General features: G+C 47.5%; 32 protein-coding genes. 6 read left to right on the forward strand and 26 right to left on the reverse strand.

Annotated elements, in window-relative coordinates; translation table 11 throughout:
• Positions 1–3 precede the first annotated feature (3 nt).
• Genes TSUB_RS14625 through TSUB_RS14665 form a run of 9 tightly spaced genes read right to left on the reverse strand, consistent with a single transcriptional unit; the run spans position 4 to position 4,310 of the window.
• Positions 4–1,095, reverse strand: coding sequence for a hypothetical protein (locus tag TSUB_RS14625; protein WP_087019051.1), 1,092 nt, complete (start codon positions 1,093–1,095; stop codon positions 4–6).
• Positions 1,092–1,790 (reverse strand): hypothetical protein, encoded by a 699-nt coding sequence (locus TSUB_RS14630; protein ID WP_087019053.1) that lies wholly within the window; start codon positions 1,788–1,790, stop codon positions 1,092–1,094. The genes TSUB_RS14625 and TSUB_RS14630 overlap by 4 nt, the downstream gene beginning before the upstream one ends.
• On the reverse strand, positions 1,787–2,254 hold the full coding sequence (locus TSUB_RS14635; RefSeq protein ID WP_087019055.1) for a hypothetical protein: 468 nt from the start codon (positions 2,252–2,254) through the stop codon (positions 1,787–1,789). Before TSUB_RS14635 ends, TSUB_RS14630 begins: the two co-directional genes overlap by 4 nt.
• A complete protein-coding gene (locus TSUB_RS14640) occupies positions 2,247–2,675 on the reverse strand; it encodes a hypothetical protein (protein WP_087019057.1) in 429 nt (142 codons plus the stop codon). Before TSUB_RS14640 ends, TSUB_RS14635 begins: the two co-directional genes overlap by 8 nt.
• Positions 2,672–2,818, reverse strand: coding sequence for a hypothetical protein (locus TSUB_RS14645; RefSeq protein ID WP_159064867.1), 147 nt, complete (start codon positions 2,816–2,818; stop codon positions 2,672–2,674). The genes TSUB_RS14640 and TSUB_RS14645 overlap by 4 nt, the downstream gene beginning before the upstream one ends.
• Positions 2,819–2,830: 12 nt before the next feature.
• Positions 2,831–3,028 (reverse strand): hypothetical protein, encoded by a 198-nt coding sequence (locus TSUB_RS14650; RefSeq protein WP_087019059.1) that lies wholly within the window; start codon positions 3,026–3,028, stop codon positions 2,831–2,833.
• Positions 3,022–3,180 carry a hypothetical protein gene (locus tag TSUB_RS14655; RefSeq protein WP_159064868.1) on the reverse strand — a complete coding sequence of 53 codons (159 nt, stop codon included), beginning with the start codon at positions 3,178–3,180 and terminating at the stop codon, positions 3,022–3,024. The genes TSUB_RS14650 and TSUB_RS14655 overlap by 7 nt, the downstream gene beginning before the upstream one ends.
• A gap of 1 nt (position 3,181) precedes the next feature.
• Complete coding sequence (locus tag TSUB_RS14660) at positions 3,182–3,463, reverse strand: hypothetical protein (RefSeq protein ID WP_087019061.1); 282 nt, start codon at positions 3,461–3,463, stop codon at positions 3,182–3,184.
• A gap of 13 nt (positions 3,464–3,476) precedes the next feature.
• Entirely contained in the window at positions 3,477–4,310 is an 834-nt protein-coding gene (locus TSUB_RS14665; RefSeq protein WP_087019063.1) for a major capsid protein P2, read from the reverse strand.
• An 873-nt stretch (positions 4,311–5,183) separates the two neighbouring features.
• Here TSUB_RS14665 and TSUB_RS14670 point away from each other — a divergent pair.
• Complete coding sequence (locus tag TSUB_RS14670) at positions 5,184–5,774, forward strand: hypothetical protein (protein WP_221274546.1); 591 nt, start codon at positions 5,184–5,186, stop codon at positions 5,772–5,774.
• A 119-nt stretch (positions 5,775–5,893) separates the two neighbouring features.
• Here the strand turns inward: TSUB_RS14670 and TSUB_RS14675 are convergent, their stop codons facing one another.
• The 10 genes from TSUB_RS14675 to TSUB_RS14720 are packed head-to-tail and all read right to left on the reverse strand — an operon-like array spanning position 5,894 to position 10,723.
• Positions 5,894–6,544, reverse strand: a complete 651-nt coding sequence (locus TSUB_RS14675; protein WP_087024436.1) for a hypothetical protein — start codon at positions 6,542–6,544, stop codon at positions 5,894–5,896.
• On the reverse strand, positions 6,544–7,044 hold the full coding sequence (locus TSUB_RS14680) for a hypothetical protein (protein WP_087024438.1): 501 nt from the start codon (positions 7,042–7,044) through the stop codon (positions 6,544–6,546). Before TSUB_RS14680 ends, TSUB_RS14675 begins: the two co-directional genes overlap by 1 nt.
• Complete coding sequence (locus TSUB_RS14685) at positions 7,041–7,547, reverse strand: hypothetical protein (RefSeq protein WP_087024440.1); 507 nt, start codon at positions 7,545–7,547, stop codon at positions 7,041–7,043. The genes TSUB_RS14680 and TSUB_RS14685 overlap by 4 nt, the downstream gene beginning before the upstream one ends.
• The gene (locus TSUB_RS14690; RefSeq protein ID WP_087024442.1) at positions 7,534–7,722 is read right to left on the reverse strand and encodes a hypothetical protein; all 189 of its coding nucleotides are present in this window, start codon (positions 7,720–7,722) and stop codon (positions 7,534–7,536) included. The genes TSUB_RS14685 and TSUB_RS14690 overlap by 14 nt, the downstream gene beginning before the upstream one ends.
• A gap of 18 nt (positions 7,723–7,740) precedes the next feature.
• Complete coding sequence (locus tag TSUB_RS14695; RefSeq protein ID WP_087024444.1) at positions 7,741–9,456, reverse strand: rolling circle replication-associated protein; 1,716 nt, start codon at positions 9,454–9,456, stop codon at positions 7,741–7,743.
• Entirely contained in the window at positions 9,449–9,793 is a 345-nt protein-coding gene (locus TSUB_RS14700) for a hypothetical protein (RefSeq protein ID WP_087024447.1), read from the reverse strand. Before TSUB_RS14700 ends, TSUB_RS14695 begins: the two co-directional genes overlap by 8 nt.
• A 15-nt stretch (positions 9,794–9,808) precedes the next feature.
• Positions 9,809–10,006, reverse strand: coding sequence for a hypothetical protein (locus TSUB_RS14705; RefSeq protein ID WP_087024450.1), 198 nt, complete (start codon positions 10,004–10,006; stop codon positions 9,809–9,811).
• On the reverse strand, positions 9,993–10,238 hold the full coding sequence (locus TSUB_RS14710; RefSeq protein ID WP_087024452.1) for a DUF3850 domain-containing protein: 246 nt from the start codon (positions 10,236–10,238) through the stop codon (positions 9,993–9,995). Before TSUB_RS14710 ends, TSUB_RS14705 begins: the two co-directional genes overlap by 14 nt.
• Positions 10,235–10,456 (reverse strand): hypothetical protein, encoded by a 222-nt coding sequence (locus tag TSUB_RS14715; RefSeq protein WP_087024455.1) that lies wholly within the window; start codon positions 10,454–10,456, stop codon positions 10,235–10,237. The genes TSUB_RS14710 and TSUB_RS14715 overlap by 4 nt, the downstream gene beginning before the upstream one ends.
• 12 nt (positions 10,457–10,468) lie before the next feature.
• Complete coding sequence (locus TSUB_RS14720; protein ID WP_087024458.1) at positions 10,469–10,723, reverse strand: pyocin activator PrtN family protein; 255 nt, start codon at positions 10,721–10,723, stop codon at positions 10,469–10,471.
• 134 nt (positions 10,724–10,857) lie between these two features.
• On the opposite strand from TSUB_RS14720, the gene TSUB_RS14725 reads away from it, so the two are divergent.
• Positions 10,858–11,463 (forward strand): S24 family peptidase, encoded by a 606-nt coding sequence (locus TSUB_RS14725; RefSeq protein ID WP_087024460.1) that lies wholly within the window; start codon positions 10,858–10,860, stop codon positions 11,461–11,463.
• An 83-nt stretch (positions 11,464–11,546) separates the two neighbouring features.
• Here TSUB_RS14725 and TSUB_RS14730 read toward each other — a convergent pair whose 3' ends face one another.
• From TSUB_RS14730 to TSUB_RS14740, 3 genes are all read right to left on the reverse strand, one after another.
• Positions 11,547–12,071 (reverse strand): type II toxin-antitoxin system YafO family toxin, encoded by a 525-nt coding sequence (locus TSUB_RS14730; RefSeq protein ID WP_087024462.1) that lies wholly within the window; start codon positions 12,069–12,071, stop codon positions 11,547–11,549.
• 20 nt (positions 12,072–12,091) lie between these two features.
• On the reverse strand, positions 12,092–12,235 hold the full coding sequence (locus tag TSUB_RS14735) for a hypothetical protein (protein ID WP_159064996.1): 144 nt from the start codon (positions 12,233–12,235) through the stop codon (positions 12,092–12,094).
• 1,023 nt (positions 12,236–13,258) lie between these two features.
• Positions 13,259–13,564 (reverse strand): hypothetical protein, encoded by a 306-nt coding sequence (locus TSUB_RS14740; protein ID WP_159064997.1) that lies wholly within the window; start codon positions 13,562–13,564, stop codon positions 13,259–13,261.
• Positions 13,565–14,134: 570 nt separating this feature from the next.
• On the opposite strand from TSUB_RS14740, the gene zur reads away from it, so the two are divergent.
• The 3 genes from zur to TSUB_RS14755 all read left to right on the forward strand — a co-directional run bounded on the left by zur (position 14,135) and on the right by TSUB_RS14755 (position 15,528).
• The gene (zur, locus tag TSUB_RS14745; protein ID WP_087024465.1) at positions 14,135–14,581 is read left to right on the forward strand and encodes a zinc uptake transcriptional repressor Zur; all 447 of its coding nucleotides are present in this window, start codon (positions 14,135–14,137) and stop codon (positions 14,579–14,581) included.
• Between the two features lie 37 nt (positions 14,582–14,618).
• A complete protein-coding gene (locus TSUB_RS14750; protein WP_087024467.1) occupies positions 14,619–15,083 on the forward strand; it encodes a chemotaxis protein CheX in 465 nt (154 codons plus the stop codon).
• A 235-nt stretch (positions 15,084–15,318) separates the two neighbouring features.
• Positions 15,319–15,528, forward strand: a complete 210-nt coding sequence (locus tag TSUB_RS14755; RefSeq protein WP_087024469.1) for a cold-shock protein — start codon at positions 15,319–15,321, stop codon at positions 15,526–15,528.
• Positions 15,529–15,640: 112 nt separating this feature from the next.
• On the opposite strand, the gene pgi is transcribed toward TSUB_RS14755, so the two are convergent.
• Positions 15,641–17,293: a glucose-6-phosphate isomerase gene (gene pgi / locus TSUB_RS14760; protein WP_087024471.1), complete on the reverse strand. Its 1,653-nt coding sequence runs from the start codon at positions 17,291–17,293 to the stop codon at positions 15,641–15,643.
• Positions 17,294–17,561: 268 nt separating this feature from the next.
• Here pgi and TSUB_RS14765 point away from each other — a divergent pair, with 268 nt between their 5' ends.
• A complete protein-coding gene (locus TSUB_RS14765) occupies positions 17,562–17,984 on the forward strand; it encodes a secondary thiamine-phosphate synthase enzyme YjbQ (protein ID WP_087024543.1) in 423 nt (140 codons plus the stop codon).
• A 39-nt stretch (positions 17,985–18,023) separates the two neighbouring features.
• On the opposite strand, the gene TSUB_RS14770 is transcribed toward TSUB_RS14765, so the two are convergent.
• From TSUB_RS14770 to TSUB_RS14780, 3 genes are read right to left on the reverse strand one after another with little or no spacing between them, the layout of a single operon-like run.
• Positions 18,024–19,256 carry a BamA/TamA family outer membrane protein gene (locus TSUB_RS14770; protein ID WP_087024473.1) on the reverse strand — a complete coding sequence of 411 codons (1,233 nt, stop codon included), beginning with the start codon at positions 19,254–19,256 and terminating at the stop codon, positions 18,024–18,026.
• The gene (gene alr / locus TSUB_RS14775; RefSeq protein ID WP_246616377.1) at positions 19,253–20,356 is read right to left on the reverse strand and encodes an alanine racemase; all 1,104 of its coding nucleotides are present in this window, start codon (positions 20,354–20,356) and stop codon (positions 19,253–19,255) included. Before alr ends, TSUB_RS14770 begins: the two co-directional genes overlap by 4 nt.
• The gene (locus TSUB_RS14780) at positions 20,346–21,743 is read right to left on the reverse strand and encodes a replicative DNA helicase (protein WP_087024477.1); all 1,398 of its coding nucleotides are present in this window, start codon (positions 21,741–21,743) and stop codon (positions 20,346–20,348) included. The genes alr and TSUB_RS14780 overlap by 11 nt, the downstream gene beginning before the upstream one ends.
• Positions 21,744–21,760: the final 17 nt, after the last annotated feature.

The following is a 21,760-nucleotide window of genomic DNA, read 5'->3' on the forward strand; positions in this document are numbered from 1 at the left end:
GCCCTACCCGTAGAAACCGCATTTCATGGGATAGCGCGACCAGTAGTACTCAAGGTCAGTCGACGGTGAATCTACGGTGATGACGTTGCCATCAATGCTGGCCGTCGTCGCCGTCGCTTGTGTCGACACACTCGGGCTTATCAATAAGTGGCGATGCGGCTCGGCGATAAACGGCACATTGGGCAGCGCGTAGGTATTCACGCCCGTTTTGTGCAACTTCCCCCAAGTCATCATCGGCGCTTGTGGTGATTCAAACGTCGGTGTTATCGGCTCTTGGCTCGGATTGAAGTAAACCCCCGCTTCACAGAACCACGCACGTTCAAAACTGCCATGGTGACTGGCATCAAACTCAACAAAGAAGGCGTAGTTTTGCCCCGGCGCAAGGTACAAGCCGTGCAACCAGTTGGGGTGATAGACGCGCGGCAGTACGTCATGTTCGACGGTCTGCTCTTTAACGATGCGATTGAACTTCCAATCCTTGTCGAGTGCTATGACACCGAATCGAAACGAATTTTTCACTCGCATATAGCCCGAGAAGTACGCACTAAAGGCGGCGTAATTCACCCCCGGGAACGGCCCATACTCCATGATGTTATCGATACGAAACGGCTGATACAGCATGGCTTTTTCGCTACCGGACAGCGCCATATTGAACACACACGGCTTGCGAATGTTCGTCGCTTCATCAATCAGTGACGAGCCACTGAACACCATGCCCGCTTCGGCATTGGCACCCAAGGTGCCTAAATCGCGGTCGGTCTCGATATTCCAATAAGCAGGTGCAGCAATATTGCGACCCTCCCCGATAACAATGCCAGTGGGGTTGGCAGCTTTGCTGTAAGTGCTTGGTGCATTGAACCACGCAGGACCACCGCCCGGTGCCATGTCATGGCTACGGGTAAAATTACCGTTCATCAGCAAGTTACCGCTGCGAATCCCTAACGCTTCGGCTTCACCGCCGCCGAGATTAATCACCGTCTCGTTAATCGTCTTAATCTGCTGATTAACTTCGATTTCCAAGCCGCCGACATGGTCAGCAAGGAACTCGATTTTGTTGCGTGCATCCCCTGCGGGAAGCTGATTCTTTAAGCTCATCGCATCACCTCAATGATGTGGAGTGTGTCGTTATCCGTTCCGGTGAGTTGCAACTCGCCGAACGTGGCGAGGGTTTGCTTTTCACCCGGTTCAATTGGATAGTCACCAAGAAGGACAGGCGCGGCATTGCTCGACGGCGCTTTGATAAGGACATGTGCACGTGCGCTATCTGCGGCTAAGGTTGCCGCGCCTGACGTTATTGTTAAGGTTTGGGTTTTAACCGACGTCCCGCCAACGGGTTTCGATAACACCGGACTGGTCGCGTAAATCCGCACCGCTTGGCCGTTTTCAAGTTTTATGCTGGGTAAACTCTCAACGGCAACAGGCGGCATCGCCGAAACCACCGTTTCAGGCATTTCAGAGATCACGACATCTGGCATCGTTTCCACCACAACAGGTGGTAGCTTGGCGATCGTCATCTCGGGAATCTCAACCACACTCACAAATTGCCCATCGTTAGGTGGTACATATTCGCCGTAGCCGTAACGCAGCTCGATAGTGCCTTCGACATTCGCCATGTTTTCAACGGTAATGAGGCCGGACAACTGTGCATCTTTAATCTGTGCTCGCTCGGTAAGCTCATACTCACCGCGCTGGGTTCGAATACGCACTTTTCCGGGCGCACGTTCGACATAAATAAATTCCCCTACCGCAGTGAACTGCACTTGTTGGCGCGGGGCTAATATTTGCTTCATCGTCCTTTCACTCCTATCACCACCATTGCCGCTAGCACTGCGAAGATCACCCACTTCATTTGCTCAGACGTGGCGGTTTGTCCGCCGTCGGCCGCAATCGTTGCGAGCTTCATCATGGCGTTGATGTTCTCGGTGTTTTGCGCTGCTTGGTTGCCCTGTAATCCAGCCATATGCGCAAGGTTTTCACTGTTCATCACCATCATGTTGTCAGCGAGTTCAGTCGTGGTAAGCATGGCTTTGCTCACTACATCGTTATTGCCTTGCACATACGCTTGCATTGAATCAGTGGCAAACTCTAAAGCCGCATTAATCGCGCCGTGGTCAGTGGCCGTGAGGTTTAAGTCACCCGCCATGTTTACGCCTGACACGTTGGTGCCGAGGTTGTCACCTTGAAACGCGATGCTGCCGCTCGTGTTGGTTGTCGTTGTCGTGGTATTACTGGAACTTGAACCGCCCTTACCCATGCTTACTCCCTAACACCAAACGGTGAACCGTCTCCCGTTTACCGTCGAACTTGCGTAGCGTTTGCGCTTCAGCAAACCCAAAGCGGTTTAAGATGCGACGCATCCCTTTGCGATAGGTGTGATACTGGATCGCGTCATAACCACACTCACGAATTCGGTCGATGATGAACGGGGCAGCAATCCCTAACCCTTTTCCTGTCATCGCGATGATGTGATAAGTGCTCTCTTCAAAACGCCCGACAAAGCGCAGTGAAACACCCTTGCCCGTGACTTTGTAAAAACTGGCGTGTTGGCCTTCTACCCACTCGCGCAGTAAATCAAACTCCAATTTGGGGGAATCACTACCGTCATAAGCCGGACGCATCGCATTAAGATGCACATTCAAATCTTTCGCACTGGCGCGAATATGGGTGAAATTCATCGACGCCCCCGCGAGAAGCTAATCGCATTCACTTTTTCCGTTGGGAATCGGCGCATGTTGCGACGGTTCAAACGTACAATGCGGTTAACAAACAGATTGCGAGGCTGGCGGTTAACTGGCATTGATTTTCCATGTTTTGGCATCCGTCAAACTCCCTATTTTGCTTTCCACATCAGGTAGGCCAGCAAAGCGATAACTAACCAAATCAGGTAGTCATTGCCGCCCCCAAAATTCACCGCTCCGGTGTTTGCCCCAGCGGAAACATGCGAGTTGGCCGCAGATGGGCCCGCGTGCCCACCCGCCGCATTAATCGGCATGCTGCCGCCTGCATTGTTAATGTCAGGAATTACCATGCGCCGCCCTTGTGGAAGAATTTGAAATAGAAGTACATCAGCGAAAGAATGATCGTGAGGTTCTTCAAGTCGTTAAGGCCATCACCAACGGTCAAGCCACCAAACACGCCCAGTGCTCCCGCCGCTAATACCGCGATAATGAGTACCTGCATGTCATCGCCCCTTCATCGCCAAATATCCCAACCCCGCAATGATGACTGCTCCCATAACGTAAACAGGCATCATGTTGTTACCGCTTTGGGGTAGCGGTGTACCCTGCGGGGTTTGAGGTATCGGCGTGGGCGCACGATGCTGTTCAGGTGACGCGGATTGCAATAAGTTGGCTTGGTTATCTACCCATGCGTTGACGAGGTTTGAGCCCCCATCCACCACGGTATCGAACAAGCCACCCAGCGTTTCGCCTACACCGTCCCAGCTCCAAGAAAAGTCGCTCATTGCGCCCCCTAAGTTATGCGGCGGTCGGTAGTGGTTTCACCTGTTGAACCGCTTCAACGATCACCGGAATGTTGCCCACTTCGGTTTTATCCAGTTCAAACGCCAACTGCATGTTTGCGGCCGTGTTTAGCTGGCCATCGTTACCGAAGCCATAGCGACAGAAGTCCAACGAGAACCAACCGGGGTTTTGTTCGAGGTCGGCGTGTGCCAAGTCGAATGCGTTATCCGCTTTGGTCACGTTGATCTCTTCCAAGTTGTCACGCAGTACGCGGATGCGCTCTACGGAATCGTCTTTGAAGTGAATGCGCTTAATGTTTAAGAACGGGCTGCGCTCTTTCCAATCATGTGGAATACGGCCAGTTTGCGAACATGTCCAAGACAGTTCGTAGATACGCGGCAAGAAATAGCGGTCTTGCTGTGCTGCACCAAGATGAGCACGGGCACGAACAATTGGCGGTGTTACATCAGCAGCTTTACTTTTTAGGGTGACGTAGATGATCCAAAGCTCACCGGGCAGCGTGACCAACTCACCATGACGAACACCCACCTTTGTACGCATGGTTTGATCACCTAGCGGAATGATATAGCGGCCTGCTTCAACGTAGTTTTTACGGTGCTTTTGCAATGCAACAAGCGTTTCACCCGTCACATTGATTTTTGCGTCACCGTTAAGGGTAACTTCAACGCGCTCGATGTCTTTCGGGTCAGTAATGTTAGTGATAAGTTCGATGCCGTAATAAGTAGGGCCAGCCGCCAAACTCAGCATGCTGCGGTTGCCCCAGCCAACACCCTCAAACGGGTCTAGCTCTTTCGGACGCGGGGCGAACGGAGTGGATACCATTTCCATTAGAACCAGCTCCCTTTGCCAAGTTTGTCTTTCACGAAGTCGACGTTATTCGACGCCCAGACCACCGCACAGGCGACGCCCGCAGTGATGGCAACTAACTTGATGGTTGTTTTTTTCATGTGTGCTCTACCGTTGTTGTTTGCAAGATTGCGTGTTTAACGAACGGTAGATACAAGAACACAGTCACAGATGTCTGATAAGACGGTTTAACCTATTAGGTTAGAGGGGTAACCTAATAGGTTATAAATTTAAGTTGGTTTGTGTCATGATCGAACAGTTTACTAACAGAGACTTTGCCTTATTGTTTTCTATTGGGGCCTTCCTAGTATTTATGGCTATGTCGCCAAAATTAAGAAAACTCTTCTATGTTAACCTGATTTATAACTGCATACTAAAGACCCAGATAAAATACTTACTACTATTTTGCACACTGTATACTTTAGTCTGCGTCATAATTCTTGATGCAATAAACTTCTGGACATTCCATCAAGTAAAAAACACCATATATTGGTTTTTCGGTTTTCTACTTGCCAACATTGGAAACATTTTCAAAAATGAAAAAATCAGTCACAGAAAAATAGCAATTCAAAACTGCAAAGCCTTGGTAATATTGCAAATCTGGATAAACACTCACGCATTTTCATTCTTCGCAGAACTATTGCTATTAACATCAATATCTTTCATTGTTTTACTAAAACACATATCAGAAAAAGAGGAAGAAAACAAAAAGTCACCCAGTTTATTGAATGGATACTGGCAACACTTGGTATATTTATTATTTCAGCATCATCAATAAACACACTTCAACACTACCAAAAAGTATTAACCCCAACTTTAATTCAAGACTTTTTAACTCCAATCTTACTATCAATAATGGCTATTCCACTCTTTAAGCTAATTGTTGTCTACGGAACCTATGAACAAACAAGAACACCTTTCAAAGGTGGTTTAAGTAGCCATATCTGCAGGGTCATGGCATTCACTTTCTTTTTATGTGACACTGAAAAATTAAATCAATGGCGGTATCATCTTATTAGAAAGAATGGAGAACCCGGTTTTATTGACTCAATCGTAGCAATTAATAACGTTAGAAAGTCTTACAAAATTCTTGCTACGGAAGGGACACCTCCGCCCAACGCTTGGGCTCCCAGCAAGGCTGCCAAGTTCATGGCAACAAAAGGAATTATAATCGACAAATATAGGCTTATCTCAGGTGAGCTTTGGCAGGGTAGATACGAAAAAGAATTCAATGAAGTGCATGAGAGCTACTTCATTGAGGGGAAAGAAAATAGCATTTATCGATTATCATTAAGTTTTACTATACACGAACGTTCTTTTTCCCCAAAAGACACGTCAACAATAGAAAGTAAAATAAAGCATCTAGTATCTAACTCATCTGGACAGCCTTGCTCTGATTCAATGGTTAATATTGACTCCATATTAAAAATAAAAGCGCCCACTTAAAAATAGAAGACATCAACCTCTATGTAATTTATGAGGATTTCGAGTTCATGAAAACCATAAAGATAAAAGTCAGTTTTTATGCGACAAGGATGTCAACAACCTCATTTATAATTAGCTTATTAGCTATAAACTCGCCCTATTATTATATCTCGCCCCAACTCCTTCAAAACATACTCCCCCGGCTGTAACTTCTGGATTTCAGCAAGGGGGACACCTGTTTCTTCTGAGAGGTACTTAGCATCTTTCAGCCTCGCTTGAACGCCTATCCACTGGTAGCGGCTATTACCAATTATCGTTTTTGGCACTTCCTGCCCACGCTGAAACGCACTGTGGCACTCAATGGCATAGCGACGGCCACCCGTAAAGCACTGACCTAACCGCCCTTCTGCTTTACCAACTCGGTTAGATGCAACTGCGAGTTCTTCGAAGATCGCAGCTAACGGTTTCTTACCATCACCCAATTCCCACACGATCGCGGCGAAGCGCTCCAAGTTAACCGGATTCGGTTCAACCGTGATACCAAACTTAAACGGTTTTGACGAACGGCGCGCGTTTTTAGCAGCGGTGTAAAATTCCATCCAGTTAGTGAAGTGTTTGGTTTGTTGACGGTAGAACTTAATGCCTTTGTAGTCTTCATAAGGATCAAAGAACAAAACCTGTTTAGCCGTCACAAGGTTTAGCTTTTTGATGGCGGTAGTCTTACCGCCAAAGCTGGTTGCCACATAAAACGCATGTTTTAGTGGCAGTTTGTTATTCGGGTTCTTTGCCATTATGCTGCCTCGGTTTCCGCTTCTTGCTCATCATTAGCGGCTTCCAGCGTAGCGAGGTCTTCCGCTTTCAGTTGCTTCAACTTACTGGCTGAACTTCCGACTAACTGGACGGCGGCATACCCGGCGTTGATTTCCGCTTCATACTTGGCGAACCAATCCGGTATCACGTTACCGTACTTGATCAGCAGTGGGCCAAATGCCTCAATGGTTTGCGCTCGCGCGTCATCATCAAAAGCAAAGCGAGGGTGAATGAACATTTTAATCGCGCCTTCAATCCCCATTAGCGCGAGAGTCGCTTCAAACTGCGCTTTCTGAAACGGTTCAACTTCCGGTTCATCCGGTTTACTTTCGGTTAACTCGGTTTCATCCACTGGCGGCGCGTCATCAGCGATGTGTTCCGCGTCGGCTTGGGCTAAATCCTTCAATAAAGCCTGCTCGGATGCGGTTTCAGGGGCGATGGTTTCGGTTACCTGCTCGGTTTGGTTTTCGGTTTGGCTCATGACTGCATTCCTTGTGTCGTTGGGTTAGATTCGGTTTGTTGCGGTTTGTTTTTGGCTTTCACCAACCAAGAAACGGCGCCAATGAGCAACGCAACAAAGCCACCAATCAAAACCGGATTAACCGTTTTTTTCGGTTTAACCTCAGTTGCTTGTTGGGTATCTGTTTCGGTTAGAGCGGTTTGGTTTTCGGTTACCACTTCGGTTTCGACGGTTTCCAGTAACACATCGTCATTGGCCGCTGTCGGCTCGGTTTGGTTTCGCGCTTCCGCTTCGGTTTCAACCATGTTGTGCTTGATGAATTCCTGACGCTCGGCACCGCTGCGCTGGTCTGCACCACATTTGGGGCAAAGCGTGTAGTACAACCCCAAACGGCGTTTGTTTTTCGGGGCTTCACCTTCCGTTGCGGCTTTGTGTGCGCCAACTTGGTGAACCGTACACACACAGCCGCAACCGGGTGTTGAACAGGGTAGGTAACCCACGGTTGGGTTTTTACTTTTGCTCATGCTGTAGTTCCTTGAGTTGCTGTTCCATTTGGCTAACTTTTTGGTTAACCCCTTTCATCCAACGCACCACCGAACGCAGCACAGGGACAGCAGGTTTCAACATCATGTTGCTACTTGCCTTCTCTACCGAGCTTTCTAGCTGGTTGGTGACTTCCATCAGTTCAGTAACTTCCATTTCTCTCTCCGTTGCCCTTTAGTGCAATGACGGGCGCGTGGGCATTAGCGTTGCCCCGTCGAGGTAGTCGCGACAAAGCGCCGCGCAAATATCGTTTTCCCTATCGTGCCAGCGCTCCTCAAATAGCGGCTCACGTAACACGGCCTTCCAGTAGGCGAGCTTTTCCCGCCATCGTCGCCGCTGCTCGGCATAATGCGTCCTCGCTGCATTACGCACTTCTAAGCAGTTATCACCGGACGTGGGCGTCATGCTCCAACCGCGCGCCCCCGCCGCCCACATCAGAAAATCATCCATCTTGTCTTCTGCATCCTCGCCATCAAAATGCAGACAAAACCGATTCTTGGTTGAAGCGAACACTCCCCGCGATTTCAGGGTTTTGCTGTTCTCGCTATAGGCTTCTTGAATGCGTTTGAGCTTGGCGCGGAGTTTGGCGAGTTGGTCGGGCGAATCCTTTTTTTGCTTTAGGACACCGATAGCCCTAATAGTCTCTTCGCGCTTTTTGGTGAGTTTGCGAAGTTGGCGTTCGTAAGGCTTTCGCCACTGTTCAAGCTTGTAACCACACTCTTTGATGATGGCGACCATGTTGTCGGCCTCAAACCGATCAAGACATGTCCAACCGGGCGCGCGGCTCGGTTGAGCGATACCATAGCGATTACCTTTAATGAGCCCTTGGTTTGCGTTTCCGCCTTTCGCGGCATAACCAACGGCTTTGATGATGTAAGTCCCTGCGGCTTTGGGGTTTCGAATGCGCTCTAAATGCACCATGCCTTTGCCCCATAGCCCCTCGATACGTTCCGCCCAGGCATCGAAATGTTCACGTCCCACTTTCCAGTTGGTGAGTAAGTGAATGTGTGGGTTAGGCTCGCCGTCTTCGTTGGCTGGACATTCGGCCACCCAGAGGTAATGCAAATCATCGATTCGTTCTTCGTGCTCGAAGGGTTCGCCGTCTGCGTCTATGCCCTGCCAACCGCGACGAAACATTTTGCGAATGCCATCGATGAAGCGCGACACCTCTTTGCCAAGCGTAGTTTTGCCTTCAAAAATGGCGTTTCGCATTTCTGTTGTGCAAGTGAGGGTTGCGAAAGTGTTGAAGCCTTCATGACACGTTGCGACGTATGCGGCGCTTTCAAAAATCTTACCCACGGCGCGAGGGGTTAACGCATCTGTGTAGCGGTCGCCGTCGTTGGCTTCCGGTGCATCACTCGGTGCCATTTCAACAATGTGCTGTAGACGATATTTCCCTGACCATTCTTGGTGCAGCAATTGAATGGTGGAAACACGGGGCTTCATTTTCGCCCTGTCGGCGCTGTCGTAGAGCGATTCCGGTTGCATGGCCGTCCGGTCGTCAAACTCTTTTACGCCCTGTAGAGAGCGGCGGAGCGCGGTTAATTTGGTGATATGACGCGGGTCTTTATTGCGTGTCGGACTTTTGCGGCCTTGGACAAGCCTATTCTTTTCGGCGCTTTGCGCCGCGCTTCGCGCTAAGATCTTCTCACGTTGATAGGCGATAAATTTTGGATCGGGTTTAAAGGCTTCGGCTTCTTTGCGCGCATAAATTTCAGAATCACGAAAGACGCGATTCATCTCCCACCATTGCTCGTTTGTGGCGAGTTCAACAGGAGGCCCCATAAATCCGAAACCTAAAAAACCAGCATCATAGCTGGCTATATTTCTTTCGATGATATCGGCGGGTTTGACCGCCGATGCAATGTTGAGTAGTTCGTCTTTATTCATCGGCAATCTTTTCAGCTTGCTCGATAACCTTGCCAACATCGAAACCTTCATGCTCGATCAATACAAGAAAGTTGTGTAAGTCGGCCGTGTGGGAAGTCACTAAGTCTTCTCCCACTATTCCGGACAACAGTTGTCGGTTACGATACTCATAGGCAAATTCAAGGAACATTTTAGCCCCTTTATCGTCTTGTATCGCTTCTAACTTCTTAGCCATCTGATAACAGGTCTCTCCAATCTCTCCCGCGTGACGACCGTTATCATCCTGTACCAAGACATGAGTCACCCTTTTCTTTAAATCAGCAATCAAGGTTTCTATCGACCGAGTGAACATTTCCATTTTCGAATTCCTTATCTAAGCCAGAACCACTATCCGCTTATCCCCTTCGCAAGGGATAACCGCGATATTGGTTAACAGCGTGGTTGGTTCGTTACCTGTGAATTGTTGCGCCTCGGCAATGGTGCGGTGATAGTTGGCATGAACCGGAAACGGCACCGCTTGATTAGGTAGAGGCAAACACTTTTCGTTTGAATAGAACTCAACGGTCGCCACATTTACCCCCTCGGATCCAATCAAAAGAGAAAACGACATTATCCGGCTTCTGTTGATAGTCAGTGAGAAACTTAATGCGAATCTCGATATAGCGCTCACCATCGATAAGCATCACACGATCACCCACTTTAAAATTTCGGTCGTTTAGACGAATTTCGAATGTTTTGTCACCGCGAATAATGGCTTCAAGATACTTCGGTTGAATCTTTAACTCATGGACTTGGACGCTCATAACAATCCCTTTTGCGCCTTGAATGCGCGCCGTGCTTGTACTTGATATTCACGGCTGTAACGGAAATCGCAGCCGCCTGTGAGGTTCGAGTGTGCTTTCAGTTGGTGCTTTGCCCTTAGCTTTCTTAACTGCTCAAGCGAACGGGCTTTTAGTGCTGGGTCGAAGTTCTTGCACCCTTCCATGTCAGGACATGGTTGATGAATCGGATGATTCGACATAGCCGCCCCCTGTTAGTGGTTCACCTGTTGCCATTCATGCTTGGCAGCGGCATAACACTCGTCGATGTGTTTTGCTAAATCTTCAATCTTGATTAGCGTCGGACTGCGTTCAGAATCACGCAATTTGAAGGTAGGGACTGGAAAGTCACACGCCTTTACCTTTTGTTCAGCTGTTTTTGGTGTGATGCCAAAGAATTCTTGGCAGACATTTCGAAGCTCAACCGTAGGGCTTCCGAATCGTGCTAGCAGTGCAAAATTTGTGTTCATAACTCACCCATGTAGTAGACTTGAGGTAACTCTAGTCGGCGTCAACGACTTCAAATCACCTGCATTAACCATATGCAGCATTATTGCGGATCATTTTATGAACCGCAATGTTTTTGCAGACATAGGCAGACTTCATGAAGCACATAGATGAACAAATTGAACAGCTAAAAAAAATGACTCAAACCGCCAAGAACGTTGACTTGGCAAGGGCTCTAGAGGTTTCCCCGAAGACGATCCAGTCATGGAAAACGCGGGAAAAAATCCCAGAAGATATTTTCATAAAGGCGAAACGAGTCGCAGAAACGGGTGCAATAACTCCCAAGGGTTACATTGCATTACAGCTGTTTGATATCGAAGTGAGTGCAGGACATGGAGCGCTGGTCGAGAAGGAAGAAGAATCAAGCGCAATGGTATTCAGCGAACGCTATATCCGGCATGAGTTAGGTTTCAACCCTAACGATATTTTCTTAATGCCGATTCGTGGCGATAGCATGAGCCCTACTCTCAAAAACCAAAGCATTGTCATGGTTAACCGTGTGGATGGATTCTCTACGGATGGGGTTTATGTGTTCCGCTACGACGGCCAATTGATGGTTAAACGTCTGCAGTTCTTGCCGGGCGGCATCAAGGTGGTCAGTGATAACACCGCTTATGAAGCATGGGAACTGAGCAAGGAAGATTTGAAAGGCACCGACTTTGAAATCATCGGCGAAGTTGTTTGGTCTGGGCAGAGGATGTGAGTTTCACAGTGTGAAACAGTCCCACATGTGGGACGACAAGATCAAAAAAGGAGCCGTTCGGCTCCTTTTTTAAAGTCTTGTAGCTATTCACCTACAATCGATAGTCTATACTGCTCTGCCCGACCAATAATAATCCTCATGGCTTCCTCATCCTTTTGGAATTCATGACCTTGGGGATCAAGAACAAAGTTAAGCACATAAAAATAGTGGACATCTTTGAACTGAAAGTAAGAGTAGAAAAGTAGAGTATCGCAAACCCTACGTATTTGCGCTTTGTTAATCCATTTATCATACTCAAACTCTGTTTCACCATCAAAGATGTGAACATGATGCAAGTTTTCTATTCCCGCATCAGGCTTAGGAAACTCATTTGGTTTATCTTTGCCAAAGATATCAACAAAAGAACAGTGATCTTTCTGAACATCCTCATCAGGACAGGGAATGTTACCCAAATCCGCACTTTCAGTTTTGTACTCAATAAAGTCAGAGTATAGGTCGTTGAAAGCGTCTTGCTGTTCAGCCTCTACTATGAGACTAGGATTTACATTGAAAACCAGCTTGTGACCGTCATCTTCTGATACGGTCTCTTTAAGATAAATTTCAGCCACTTTAATCCTTATGAGCCACTTTAGTCCTTTTGAGCCACTGCCTTATTCTCTTCTTTCAGTTGAGAAGCTGAAACGCGCATAGCACGAACTGCTGACGCAATACGCAGTGCACGAGGTGCGTTACGCTTACTGACAGAACCATTTTGCTTTACTAATTGTGCCATCTTTATCTCCTGCACCGAGAAGTGCAATTTCGAGAGAATCATCTATTTTAATTGACAGATAGTTTAGCTATTTGAGCTTCGTATCTTTCAGCCGTGCAACCAAACTAATCGCCAATACCTGAGCTTCATCCCACAAGATCGACTTCCTTTGAACGTTTTCTTGCATTTGCAAAGACTCGTTTGATGTTGACCTTTGTCTCGGTCTTCGACGTCCCAGTAACTCGGTGTCCTTGGACGCCGTTACCAATAGCTACAAGTTCCTTAATAGCTTTCTGGGTTGAAGTGCTCATAAGACACCCTCTCGTTCGTCATCAAATAGATAGAGTTATATCTATGCTATACAGTATATATTATCTACCAATTTCGACGCAATTGCGAGCAGTTCAGTGAAACTCATTATTGGTTGATGATTGAAAATGCAGCAGGTAAGATCTTATGGATTAACTCAAAGTGAAACCTTCGAGTCTCAAGACTGCACTAAGCGTAGTGTAGCCAGCTTACAATAGCGATGACAAGTTTAGTAAGCCTGCTTTTCTAACCCTCGCCTCGGCGGGGGTTCTGTCTTTTTAGGCCAAGAAGCTTTTTTTTGGTACTCCTATAGTACTCCTCAACCCTTCTAAACCCTTATATAGCTTGAAAGTGAATCCAATCGAGCATCGGCGCAACGCTAAAACGCTGCATAGGGAATTTAGGGGTATCCTCAGTATTTATCGAGGTTTCAGAAGTATTTAGCATGCGTCGCAATTACCTGTTATTAAATTAAGCACCTTGAAAGTCAGTCTACAGCCCCCTTGGCGCCTTTCTGACGACATTGGAAATAGCTTCCATTACTGTAAAAAGCGCACTTTACCTATCGCGCACAATCAAGACAATGCTTTGTAAATTTCAATTAGGGGGATTATACACCGAGAGTGGTAGACGTCTAAAGCGTAGGCATCGAGAGTAGACTCGGCCAACCACTTCGAGAGCGGCAACATAGCGAGAAGGTGTTATTGTGCCTCTATATCGATAGAAATATCGACGTCAGGGCTGCTTGTCGATCTTCGAGTAAAGAAAGTGTTTCTTTTCCTCAAAACGCATGCTTGAACGACGGTTGGTAAAGATAAAAAAGCACTCGCCCTCATAGGATGGCAATTTCGTCGCTAACTCATAACCCTCCAGAAGAATGCGACTTACAGGCGGCTCATGAACTTTCGTCGTCTTATCTCCTAACACCACCACGTGATCTTTCCCGTAGATTTTTTCATGCTCTGGCAGACCATCACCCAAGAAATCAAGACGATGAAGCATGTATCGAGCACAACGCACCAACTTGTAAAATCGACTCATTTAAGCCACCCGCCAACTAAGAATTACGATATTATCAATACTAACTATAGGGTCTAATCACACGCCACTGAGCACTATAATCACCTAGTTTTATATAAATTAAGAAAGACAGATATTTATGTTTTCGGCATTCTCTTTGGCACAAGCCATGTTCACAGGACTAAAACAGACACACAGGCATTCAGTTTAGAAATGGTTCGCCGATAGAGAGTAAGGATAAGCGTGCTGTCGATGCCATTTTTGCTGACACACCTACACTTGAGTGTATGGGCTGCGATAAGGTATTGGCTTGAAGCAGCACGAATAGTCGATAAAAATTGCGCATTCCAATGCACAATACTGTGTCGCAAAGGAAAAACAACGCGCTGATTTAGCAATAATTCATAACAGCTAACATGCGCAACTTGGTACGGCTCATCTATACTGAAAACGGTGGGAGAATAGAGTGAATGTCTAAGTGTCTAGTACCTATCTTAGGTTTGATTCACATTCTTGTTTACTTCTCTCCCCCCCGAGCTCTGATGCTATGGTAGAATGAGAGACTTACACTGTTTTAGATTTAGAGGTTACATGGGCGAGTCTTCTCAGATTCTCGATAAAGCGCGCCAGCTCTGCGATGAGCGTGGAGTGCGTTTAACGCCGCAGCGTTTTAAAACATTAGAATTGATAATCGAATACGGTCGTTCAATCAGTGCCTATGAACTGTTAGATCTGCTTAAAGTGACTGAACCACAGGCAAAACCACCGACGGTGTATCGTGCCTTAGATTTCTTACTTGAGCAGGGGTTTGTACACAAGGTTGAATCAACGAATAGCTACATTGCATGTTGCTCCTTAGGACACGCAGATCATTGTTCTCAATTATTAATTTGTGACAATTGCGGCTTTGTGGAAGAATGTCACGATAATGAATTAGCTGCATTGTTGCTGAGACGTGCTCAGCATCAAGACTTCAGCGTCAAGCACCATGTGGTTGAAAGCCACGGCGTCTGTCGAAAATGCAGGGACAGCAACTAAAACTTTTTACAGAGATTGAAACGGCCAGATTTAAATTATGCGTGCAGAATTTGTGAATCCATTTTTAGCCTCCCTTTTAAACGTGTTAAAGACCATGGCATCAATGGATCTTGCACCCCAGAAGCCGAGGATTAAGAAAGATGAAGTCGCTCGGGGTGATGTTTCCGGCTTGATCGGTATGGTTGGTCCACAAACCAAGGGCTCGCTTTCCATTACATTTGAGGAAAACCTCGCGCTTGAAATCATGCAGCGTATGCTTGGTGAACGCCCGAACGGTATTAACGAAGAAGTCACTGACATGGTGGGTGAAATCACCAACATGGTAACCGGTGGAGCAAAGCGTATTCTTGCCGAGAAAGGGTATGATTTCGATATGGCAACGCCAGCCGTTGTCTCTGGCCGTGGCCACACCATCACTCATAAAAGTGAAGGCTCTATCATTCTAATGCCATTCGAATCCGAGTTTGGCAGCGCTTACATCGAAATCAGTTTCGATACCTAAGTGTCACCTTTATCAGGCAGCAAACCCTCCCCGCTGCCTGAATATCTGCTGAAGACCTGCTATTAACCACTTCAAAAATAAGAAAAAATCGATCTTCGTCCTATTATCTGTCACAAAAAAATCCTAGACTGGGTCATGGTTGCATATTTTAGTTCATCAAGATGATGAAGATGTAACCTGCTAGGCAAAGCGATTTCGCTTAAAGCAACACCCTACAAGAAAGGAATTTGGAAAAATGAGTAACAAGCAGACTGGTACGGTTAAGTGGTTTAACGATGAGAAAGGCTTCGGATTTATCTCTAGTACAGATGGTAAAGACGTTTTTGTTCACTACACAGCAATTCAAGCCGACGGTCGTCGTACCCTGACAGAAGGTCAAAACGTCCAGTTTAATGTTGTAGATGGACAGAAAGGTCCTCAAGCAAGTGATGTAAGCCCAGCTTAATTTGCGACAACAGAGAATTAGAACAACGCCGCGAATACATCGCGGCGTTTTTTGTTTTAGCTGATTTGAGAGAGCAATTGGCCGCTATCCTGCTGACAACAGCCTTTGGCTATCATGCTCGCCACGCCTTAAACGTATTGATCAGGCCGTTCGTCGAGCTGTCATGGCTCGCCACTTCACCTTCTTCCTTCAACTCTGGCAAGATTTGGTTTGCAAGCTGCTTACCTAGCTCTACACCCCATTGGTCAAAGCTGAAAATATTCCAGATGATACCTTGCGCGAAAATTTTGTGCTCATACATCGCGATCAAGGCACCTAACACCTTAGGCGTTACTTTCTTGACAAGAATCGAGTTCGTCGGCTTATTCCCTTCAAAAACTTTGAACGGTACTAAGTGAGCGACCTCTTCAGCGGTTTTTCCGGCCGCGTCAAATTCCGCTTCTACTTGTGCTTTCGACTTACCAAATGCCAGTGCCTCTGTCTGTGCAAAGAAGTTTGCCATCAGCTTCTGATGATGGTCACCAGTTGGGTTGTGGCTTAATGCAGGGGCGATAAAATCACATGGAATGAGTTTTGTCCCTTGGTGAATCAGCTGGTAAAACGCATGCTGGCCGTTTGTACCCGGTTCACCCCAAATGATTGGCCCAGTCTGATAAGTGACTTCTTCACCATTACGATCCACATATTTACCGTTCGACTCCATATTTCCTTGCTGGAAGTAAGCGGCAAAACGGTGCAAATACTGATCATAAGGCAGAATAGCTTCTGACTCTGCGCCGTGGAAGTTGTTATACCAGATACCCAATAGCGCCAGAATCACCGGTAGATTGTCTTTCCATTCAGCGGTTGCAAAGTGCTGATCCATCTCATGCGCACCTTCCAGAAGCTCGATAAAGCGCTCATAACCGATTGCCAGACAAATACTCATGCCAATCGCTGACCACAATGAATAGCGACCACCAACCCAATCCCAAAACTCAAACATGTTGGCAGTATCGATACCGAATTCAGAAACTGCCTTACCATTTGTTGAGAGTGCTGCGAAATGCTTAGCAACGTAGGCGCTATTGCGCGCTTCTTCTAAGAACCATTCGCGCGCAGTATGCGCATTGGTCATGGTTTCTTGTGTAGTGAACGTTTTTGAGGCAATCAGGAACAAGGTTGTTTCAGGATTAACACGCTTAAGTACTTCGGTGATGTGAGTGCCATCCACATTGGAAACAAAATGCATGTTGAGGTGATTTTTATAGGCCGCCAATGATTCTGTCACCATAAATGGCCCGAGATCAGAGCCACCGATCCCAATATTGACGACATCTGTGATCGCTTTGCCAGTATAGCCTTTCCACTTACCGCTAATAATACGGTCAGAGAAAGACTTCATTTTTTCTAGCACTTCATTAATGCCAAACATGACATCTTCACCGTCCACCATAATCGGTGAGTTACTGCGATTACGCAGGGCGACATGCAATACCGAACGGTCTTCTGTTTGGTTGACTTTTTCACCACTAAACATAGCATCAATGGCTGCTTTTAATTCAGTGTCATCAGCCAAAGCGAAGAGCTTTTCCAGTGTTTCGTCGCTAACTAGGTTTTTTGAATAATCCAGCAAGATTTCGTCGCCGAATTGCGCAGAGTAGCGTTCAAAACGCTGCGCATCCGCGCCAAATAACTCACTGAGCTTGTAATCTTGCGCTTGTTCAAAGTGCGCGGTCAAAGCCTGCCAAGCTTGGGTCTGAGTTGGGTTAATGTTTTTCAACATAGTTACTGTTCCTGATTGGTAGTTTTTACTGTCTACGTCTTTTTCCCTGCGCAGCACAGCTCCCCGATATGAAATGTTATGATTATACCTTTACCGCACAACGGCAAAGAAGCAACAATTTACCACAGGTTCCCTTATTCCCAATATTAACCTGAGGACTCTTTGTTTTAGGTCAGTTTCACCCACTCAAGGAAACCCAATAGCGCTGACCTCAAACTGGAATTACAGTATGCTTGTGGCATTTCACGCATCGCAGCGAGTCCTTTTTATGTGGCAACAACAGACACTTTCTCTTTCACCGCAACGACGCGGTTTTCACCTCATTACTGATGAGATTACGAATGCAATTGAGCCGATGATCAGTCACCTCAACATCGGCTTAGTGAACTTGTTTATTCAGCATACCTCTGCCAGTTTAACCTTAAATGAAAATGCCGACCCGACGGTAAGAACGGATATGGAGGCGCATTTTAATCGCTATGTCCCTGAAGACGCGCCATATTATGAGCATACCTATGAAGGCAGTGATGATATGCCGGCACATATCAAAGCGTCGTTGTTGGGAAACAGTGTGACGATACCAATCCGTCAGGGCGAACTCGCATTAGGGACTTGGCAAGGGATCTATTTAGGGGAACACCGCAACCATGGGGGCCATCGTCGCATCATCATCACAGTGCAGGGCGAGTAGCCGCGAGCAAGGCGTTACATCACGCCTTGCTTTGCCTAACTAGAACGGCTGATTCACCATGACTCGGAAGACACTGTCTTGTTCACTCCACGCCATTTCGGTCCTCACCACAATACCTTCTACTTGAAAGCGTACGGCTGCCCCTAGGCTCCAATGCATAGCTTGATGCAAAGTACTAAGATCGAAGCTATCTGCGACACGGCCAACATCAGCGAACATCACCCATTGCCACCAAGGCACGTCATACCACCCAAAGACTGGCCATTCAGATAGAGGTTGCCAGTCAGGCAAGAGACGATATTCCATGCTGTAATGCAGTGCGGAGCGACCAACATAACGCCCCCCCGCATAGCCACGTAATCGATACAGCCCACCGAGTCGGCTTGCGGCATAGTCGGGAGGCCTCCGCCATGCACTCTCACCATCAACCGATTCACGTTGATTCCAACTGGGGACATCGGAAGCGTAAACATTGAAGGCAAGCACTTGGCTGGTTGCCCATTCGGTCCAATCAGGCAGGGCATGAAACCAGCTTTGACTTAACTCCCATTTCCACCAACTCGCCCGCTCCCGACTACCAAAATCCTTGTGAAGATGCAGCTTCGTTCGGCTGCCCTGTGTCGGGTTTCGGCTATCATTGCGATTATCCCAGTCAAGGATCGTTTCCAAACCCCAGATCGTATCAGGCAATGCGGAGTCAGGCACTTCTCCCTGCGTATTGGAGAGGGCTTGTTTCTGATAGAAAGGACGAAACTCAAGTGATGAGACACCACTACTCCATGGGTGTTTGCCGGTAATGTCGCGTTGAGGCAATAGCCCTTGCATTACGCCTGTTTGACCAGCACCCATCGGCAAGACATAGCGAGCAGACAACCGATACTGTGCTTCATCAGCATCAGTCAATACACGCTGACTCAGCACGCTGTCATGATTATTCGCATCGCCTAGGTAGTAATAGTTATCTTGGTATGACGCTTGGTAAGCCTCAACGCCAAAAATCCAGCGATGTTGTGGTGAGAGAAGATAATTATTCGCGGATGCATAAAGAATATGACTACCTTTATCAGATAGAACGGCAGCACCCAACACTCCGGCTTGAGGTTGACCAAAACCTTTTACCACGCCAGCCACCCCAACGGAGTTACCTATCGACTCACTGGTAAACACGAAAGGTACCGCCGCAGTCTCAGGCAACCAAGCAGGCCAACCATCAGCGAATATTACAGAAGAGAAAAACAGTGAAGTAACGAAAGTGATGGCGCGGCGAATCATACGTACTGCATAACAACGCGAGAGGTCAACTTTGTCACTAATTCATAGGCAATCGTTCCTATGTGTTCAGCGACTTCTTCTGCTGGTAGTCCGTCGCCCCAAAGTACGGCTTTATCACCGACTTTATCTTTTGCATCTGGCCCTAAATCGACGCTCAACATGTCCATGGAAACACGCCCAGCGGTCACGACTCTGCGACCATTGACCAAAACAGGCGTACCATTCGGCGCCATTCGGGGGTAACCATCACCATAACCGATAGCAATAACACCAATACGTGTATCTCGTTCCGCTTGCCAGCGCGCCCCATAACCCACTGTTTCACCTTTCTTGACGTCATTGATAGCAATCAAACTGGCAGACAGGGTCATAACAGGCTTTAGCCCTAACGATGCCGCAGAACGCGTTTCAACGGGTGAAACACCATAAAGCATAATGCCCGGGCGTACCCACTGATAATGGCTATCTGGCCAAGCCACGATGCCCGCAGAGGCCGCAAGTGAGCGTTCGCCCTGATACTGACTCGACACTTGGTCAAAACAGGTGATCTGTTGAGCGCTGAATGGATTATCCAGTTCATCAGCACAACAGAAATGACTAATAAAGCGCAAGGGTTTTGCGACATTCGGGCAGGCTTCTAAGCGTTTAACCACGGCCTCAGTTTGCTCAGGTCGAACACCCAGACGATTCATGCCAGTATCAATTTTTAGCCATACTTGAGCGGGTAAGTCGAGCTGTGCTTGTTCAAGCGCTTCCAACTGCTCAACAGTATGTACAACGGTATGAATGTTGTTTGTCACCGCTATCGACAAGTCGGCTAAGGAGTAGAAGCCTTCAAGCAACAGTATGGGTTTAATCACACCACCCGCACGCAAAGTCAGCGCTTCTTCAATGCGAGCGACACCAAAAGCATCCACTTCATCAAGATGATTTGCGACTGGCAATAGGCCGTGCCCATAAGCATTCGCTTTGACAACGGCGAGTACTTTACAGTTCGGCGCGAACTCTTTTACGCGTTGCAAGTTATGATTCAGCGCCGCGGTTTTAATCGTCGCGGTTGCAGCCTGAAGTTGCAGTCCTTTCGGCATATTATTCTTCATCAAATGCAGGCCCTGCATAATTATCAAAACGAGACCATTGCCCTTGGAAGGTTAAGCGCACAGAGCCAATCGGGCCGTTACGTTGCTTACCGATAATGATTTCCGCGATACCTTTTAAGGCGCTGTCTTCGTGGTACACCTCATCACGGTAAATGAACATGATCAAGTCGGCATCCTGCTCGATCGCACCAGATTCACGCAAGTCAGAGTTAATCGGGCGTTTGTCTGCGCGTTGCTCCAACGAGCGGTTTAGCTGGGAAAGGGCGACGACAGGGCATTGAAGTTCTTTTGCAAGCGCCTTCAACGAGCGAGAAATCTCCGCGATTTCTAGGGTACGGTTCTCTTGTAATCCAGGTACACGCATCAACTGCAAATAGTCGACCATGATTAAGCTAATGCCACCATGATCACGTGCGATACGTCGCGCTCGAGAGCGTAATTCCGTTGGCGTCAGGCCAGAACTGTCATCAATGAACATGTTCTTTTTCTGCATGAGCAAGCCCATGGTCGACGAAATACGCGCCCAATCTTCATCATCTAGCTGACCTGTTCGAATCTTGGTTTGATCAACTCGCGACAAGGAGGCCAACATACGCATCATGATCTGTTCTGATGGCATCTCAAGCGAGAAGATAAGCACCGGCTTATCTTGATCCATTGCCGCATTTTCACACAAGTTCATCGCAAAGGTGGTTTTACCCATCGATGGACGTGCGGCCACAATGATCAAATCCGAAGGCTGCAAGCCTGCTGTTTTCTTATTGAGATCGGTAAACCCAGTCGAGACCCCAGTCACACCATCTTGTGGTGTTTGATAAAGCAGCTCGATGCGCTCTAACGTTTTCTCAAGAATACTCTCAACGTTTTGCGGCCCTTCATTTGCTGTAGTGCGCTGCTCTGCAATGGCAAACACTTTACTTTCAGCTAAGTCTAGAAGGTCTTCACTGGTACGGCCTTGCGGGTCATATCCCGCATCAGCAATCTCATTCGCGACGCTGATCATGCCGCGAATCAACGAACGTTCTTGAACGATATCTGCATACGCAGTGATGTTAGCCGCACTCGGGGTGTTTTTAGCCAACTCAGCGAGGTAAGCAAACCCGCCAACTTCATCTAGCTTATCTTGACGCTCCAGTTGTTCTGAAAGCGTAATGAGATCCAGTGGCTGCCCCGCATCAAGCACCACCTTGACGGCCTCATAAATCACGCGGTGGGGACGACTGTAGAAGTCGCTTGCCATCAACTTTTCAGCAACGCTATCCCACTTCTCATTGTCGAGCATCAAGCCACCCAATACGGATTGCTCGGCTTCCAGTGAGTGGGGAGCCATTTTTATCGCGTCTACTTGTTTGTCTTTGGACGGATTTACTTGTCGTTGTTCAGCCATAAATCGAATGCGGTTAC

The sequence above is a fragment of the Thaumasiovibrio subtropicus genome (assembly GCF_019703835.1).
In the GTDB taxonomy this organism is placed as follows: Bacteria; Pseudomonadota; Gammaproteobacteria; order Enterobacterales; family Vibrionaceae; genus Thaumasiovibrio; species Thaumasiovibrio subtropicus.

Bases quoted from the DNA above. Each gene is read 5' to 3' on its own strand.
- TSUB_RS14625 (WP_087019051.1), bottom strand. From the start codon at position 1,095: ATGAGCTTAAAGAATCAGCTTCCCGCAGGGGATGCACGCAACAAAATC.
- TSUB_RS14630 (WP_087019053.1), bottom strand. From the start codon at position 1,790: ATGAAGCAAATATTAGCCCCGCGCCAACAAGTGCAGTTCACTGCGGTA.
- TSUB_RS14635 (WP_087019055.1), bottom strand. From the start codon at position 2,254: ATGGGTAAGGGCGGTTCAAGTTCCAGTAATACCACGACAACGACAACC.
- TSUB_RS14640 (WP_087019057.1), bottom strand. From the start codon at position 2,675: ATGAATTTCACCCATATTCGCGCCAGTGCGAAAGATTTGAATGTGCAT.
- TSUB_RS14645 (WP_159064867.1), bottom strand. From the start codon at position 2,818: ATGCCAAAACATGGAAAATCAATGCCAGTTAACCGCCAGCCTCGCAAT.
- TSUB_RS14650 (WP_087019059.1), bottom strand. From the start codon at position 3,028: ATGGTAATTCCTGACATTAACAATGCAGGCGGCAGCATGCCGATTAAT.
- TSUB_RS14655 (WP_159064868.1), bottom strand. From the start codon at position 3,180: ATGCAGGTACTCATTATCGCGGTATTAGCGGCGGGAGCACTGGGCGTG.
- TSUB_RS14660 (WP_087019061.1), bottom strand. From the start codon at position 3,463: ATGAGCGACTTTTCTTGGAGCTGGGACGGTGTAGGCGAAACGCTGGGT.
- TSUB_RS14665 (WP_087019063.1), bottom strand. From the start codon at position 4,310: ATGGAAATGGTATCCACTCCGTTCGCCCCGCGTCCGAAAGAGCTAGAC.
- TSUB_RS14670 (WP_221274546.1), top strand. From the start codon at position 5,184: ATGGCTATTCCACTCTTTAAGCTAATTGTTGTCTACGGAACCTATGAA.
- TSUB_RS14675 (WP_087024436.1), bottom strand. From the start codon at position 6,544: ATGGCAAAGAACCCGAATAACAAACTGCCACTAAAACATGCGTTTTAT.
- TSUB_RS14680 (WP_087024438.1), bottom strand. From the start codon at position 7,044: ATGAGCCAAACCGAAAACCAAACCGAGCAGGTAACCGAAACCATCGCC.
- TSUB_RS14685 (WP_087024440.1), bottom strand. From the start codon at position 7,547: ATGAGCAAAAGTAAAAACCCAACCGTGGGTTACCTACCCTGTTCAACA.
- TSUB_RS14690 (WP_087024442.1), bottom strand. From the start codon at position 7,722: ATGGAAGTTACTGAACTGATGGAAGTCACCAACCAGCTAGAAAGCTCG.
- TSUB_RS14695 (WP_087024444.1), bottom strand. From the start codon at position 9,456: ATGAATAAAGACGAACTACTCAACATTGCATCGGCGGTCAAACCCGCC.
- TSUB_RS14700 (WP_087024447.1), bottom strand. From the start codon at position 9,793: ATGGAAATGTTCACTCGGTCGATAGAAACCTTGATTGCTGATTTAAAG.
- TSUB_RS14710 (WP_087024452.1), bottom strand. From the start codon at position 10,238: ATGAGCGTCCAAGTCCATGAGTTAAAGATTCAACCGAAGTATCTTGAA.
- TSUB_RS14715 (WP_087024455.1), bottom strand. From the start codon at position 10,456: ATGTCGAATCATCCGATTCATCAACCATGTCCTGACATGGAAGGGTGC.
- TSUB_RS14720 (WP_087024458.1), bottom strand. From the start codon at position 10,723: ATGAACACAAATTTTGCACTGCTAGCACGATTCGGAAGCCCTACGGTT.
- TSUB_RS14725 (WP_087024460.1), top strand. From the start codon at position 10,858: ATGAAGCACATAGATGAACAAATTGAACAGCTAAAAAAAATGACTCAA.
- TSUB_RS14735 (WP_159064996.1), bottom strand. From the start codon at position 12,235: ATGGCACAATTAGTAAAGCAAAATGGTTCTGTCAGTAAGCGTAACGCA.
- TSUB_RS14740 (WP_159064997.1), bottom strand. From the start codon at position 13,564: ATGAGTCGATTTTACAAGTTGGTGCGTTGTGCTCGATACATGCTTCAT.
- zur (WP_087024465.1), top strand. From the start codon at position 14,135: ATGGGCGAGTCTTCTCAGATTCTCGATAAAGCGCGCCAGCTCTGCGAT.
- TSUB_RS14750 (WP_087024467.1), top strand. From the start codon at position 14,619: ATGCGTGCAGAATTTGTGAATCCATTTTTAGCCTCCCTTTTAAACGTG.
- TSUB_RS14755 (WP_087024469.1), top strand. From the start codon at position 15,319: ATGAGTAACAAGCAGACTGGTACGGTTAAGTGGTTTAACGATGAGAAA.
- pgi (WP_087024471.1), bottom strand. From the start codon at position 17,293: ATGTTGAAAAACATTAACCCAACTCAGACCCAAGCTTGGCAGGCTTTG.
- TSUB_RS14765 (WP_087024543.1), top strand. From the start codon at position 17,562: ATGTGGCAACAACAGACACTTTCTCTTTCACCGCAACGACGCGGTTTT.
- TSUB_RS14770 (WP_087024473.1), bottom strand. From the start codon at position 19,256: ATGATTCGCCGCGCCATCACTTTCGTTACTTCACTGTTTTTCTCTTCT.
- alr (WP_246616377.1), bottom strand. From the start codon at position 20,356: ATGAAGAATAATATGCCGAAAGGACTGCAACTTCAGGCTGCAACCGCG.
- TSUB_RS14780 (WP_087024477.1), bottom strand. From the start codon at position 21,743: ATGGCTGAACAACGACAAGTAAATCCGTCCAAAGACAAACAAGTAGAC.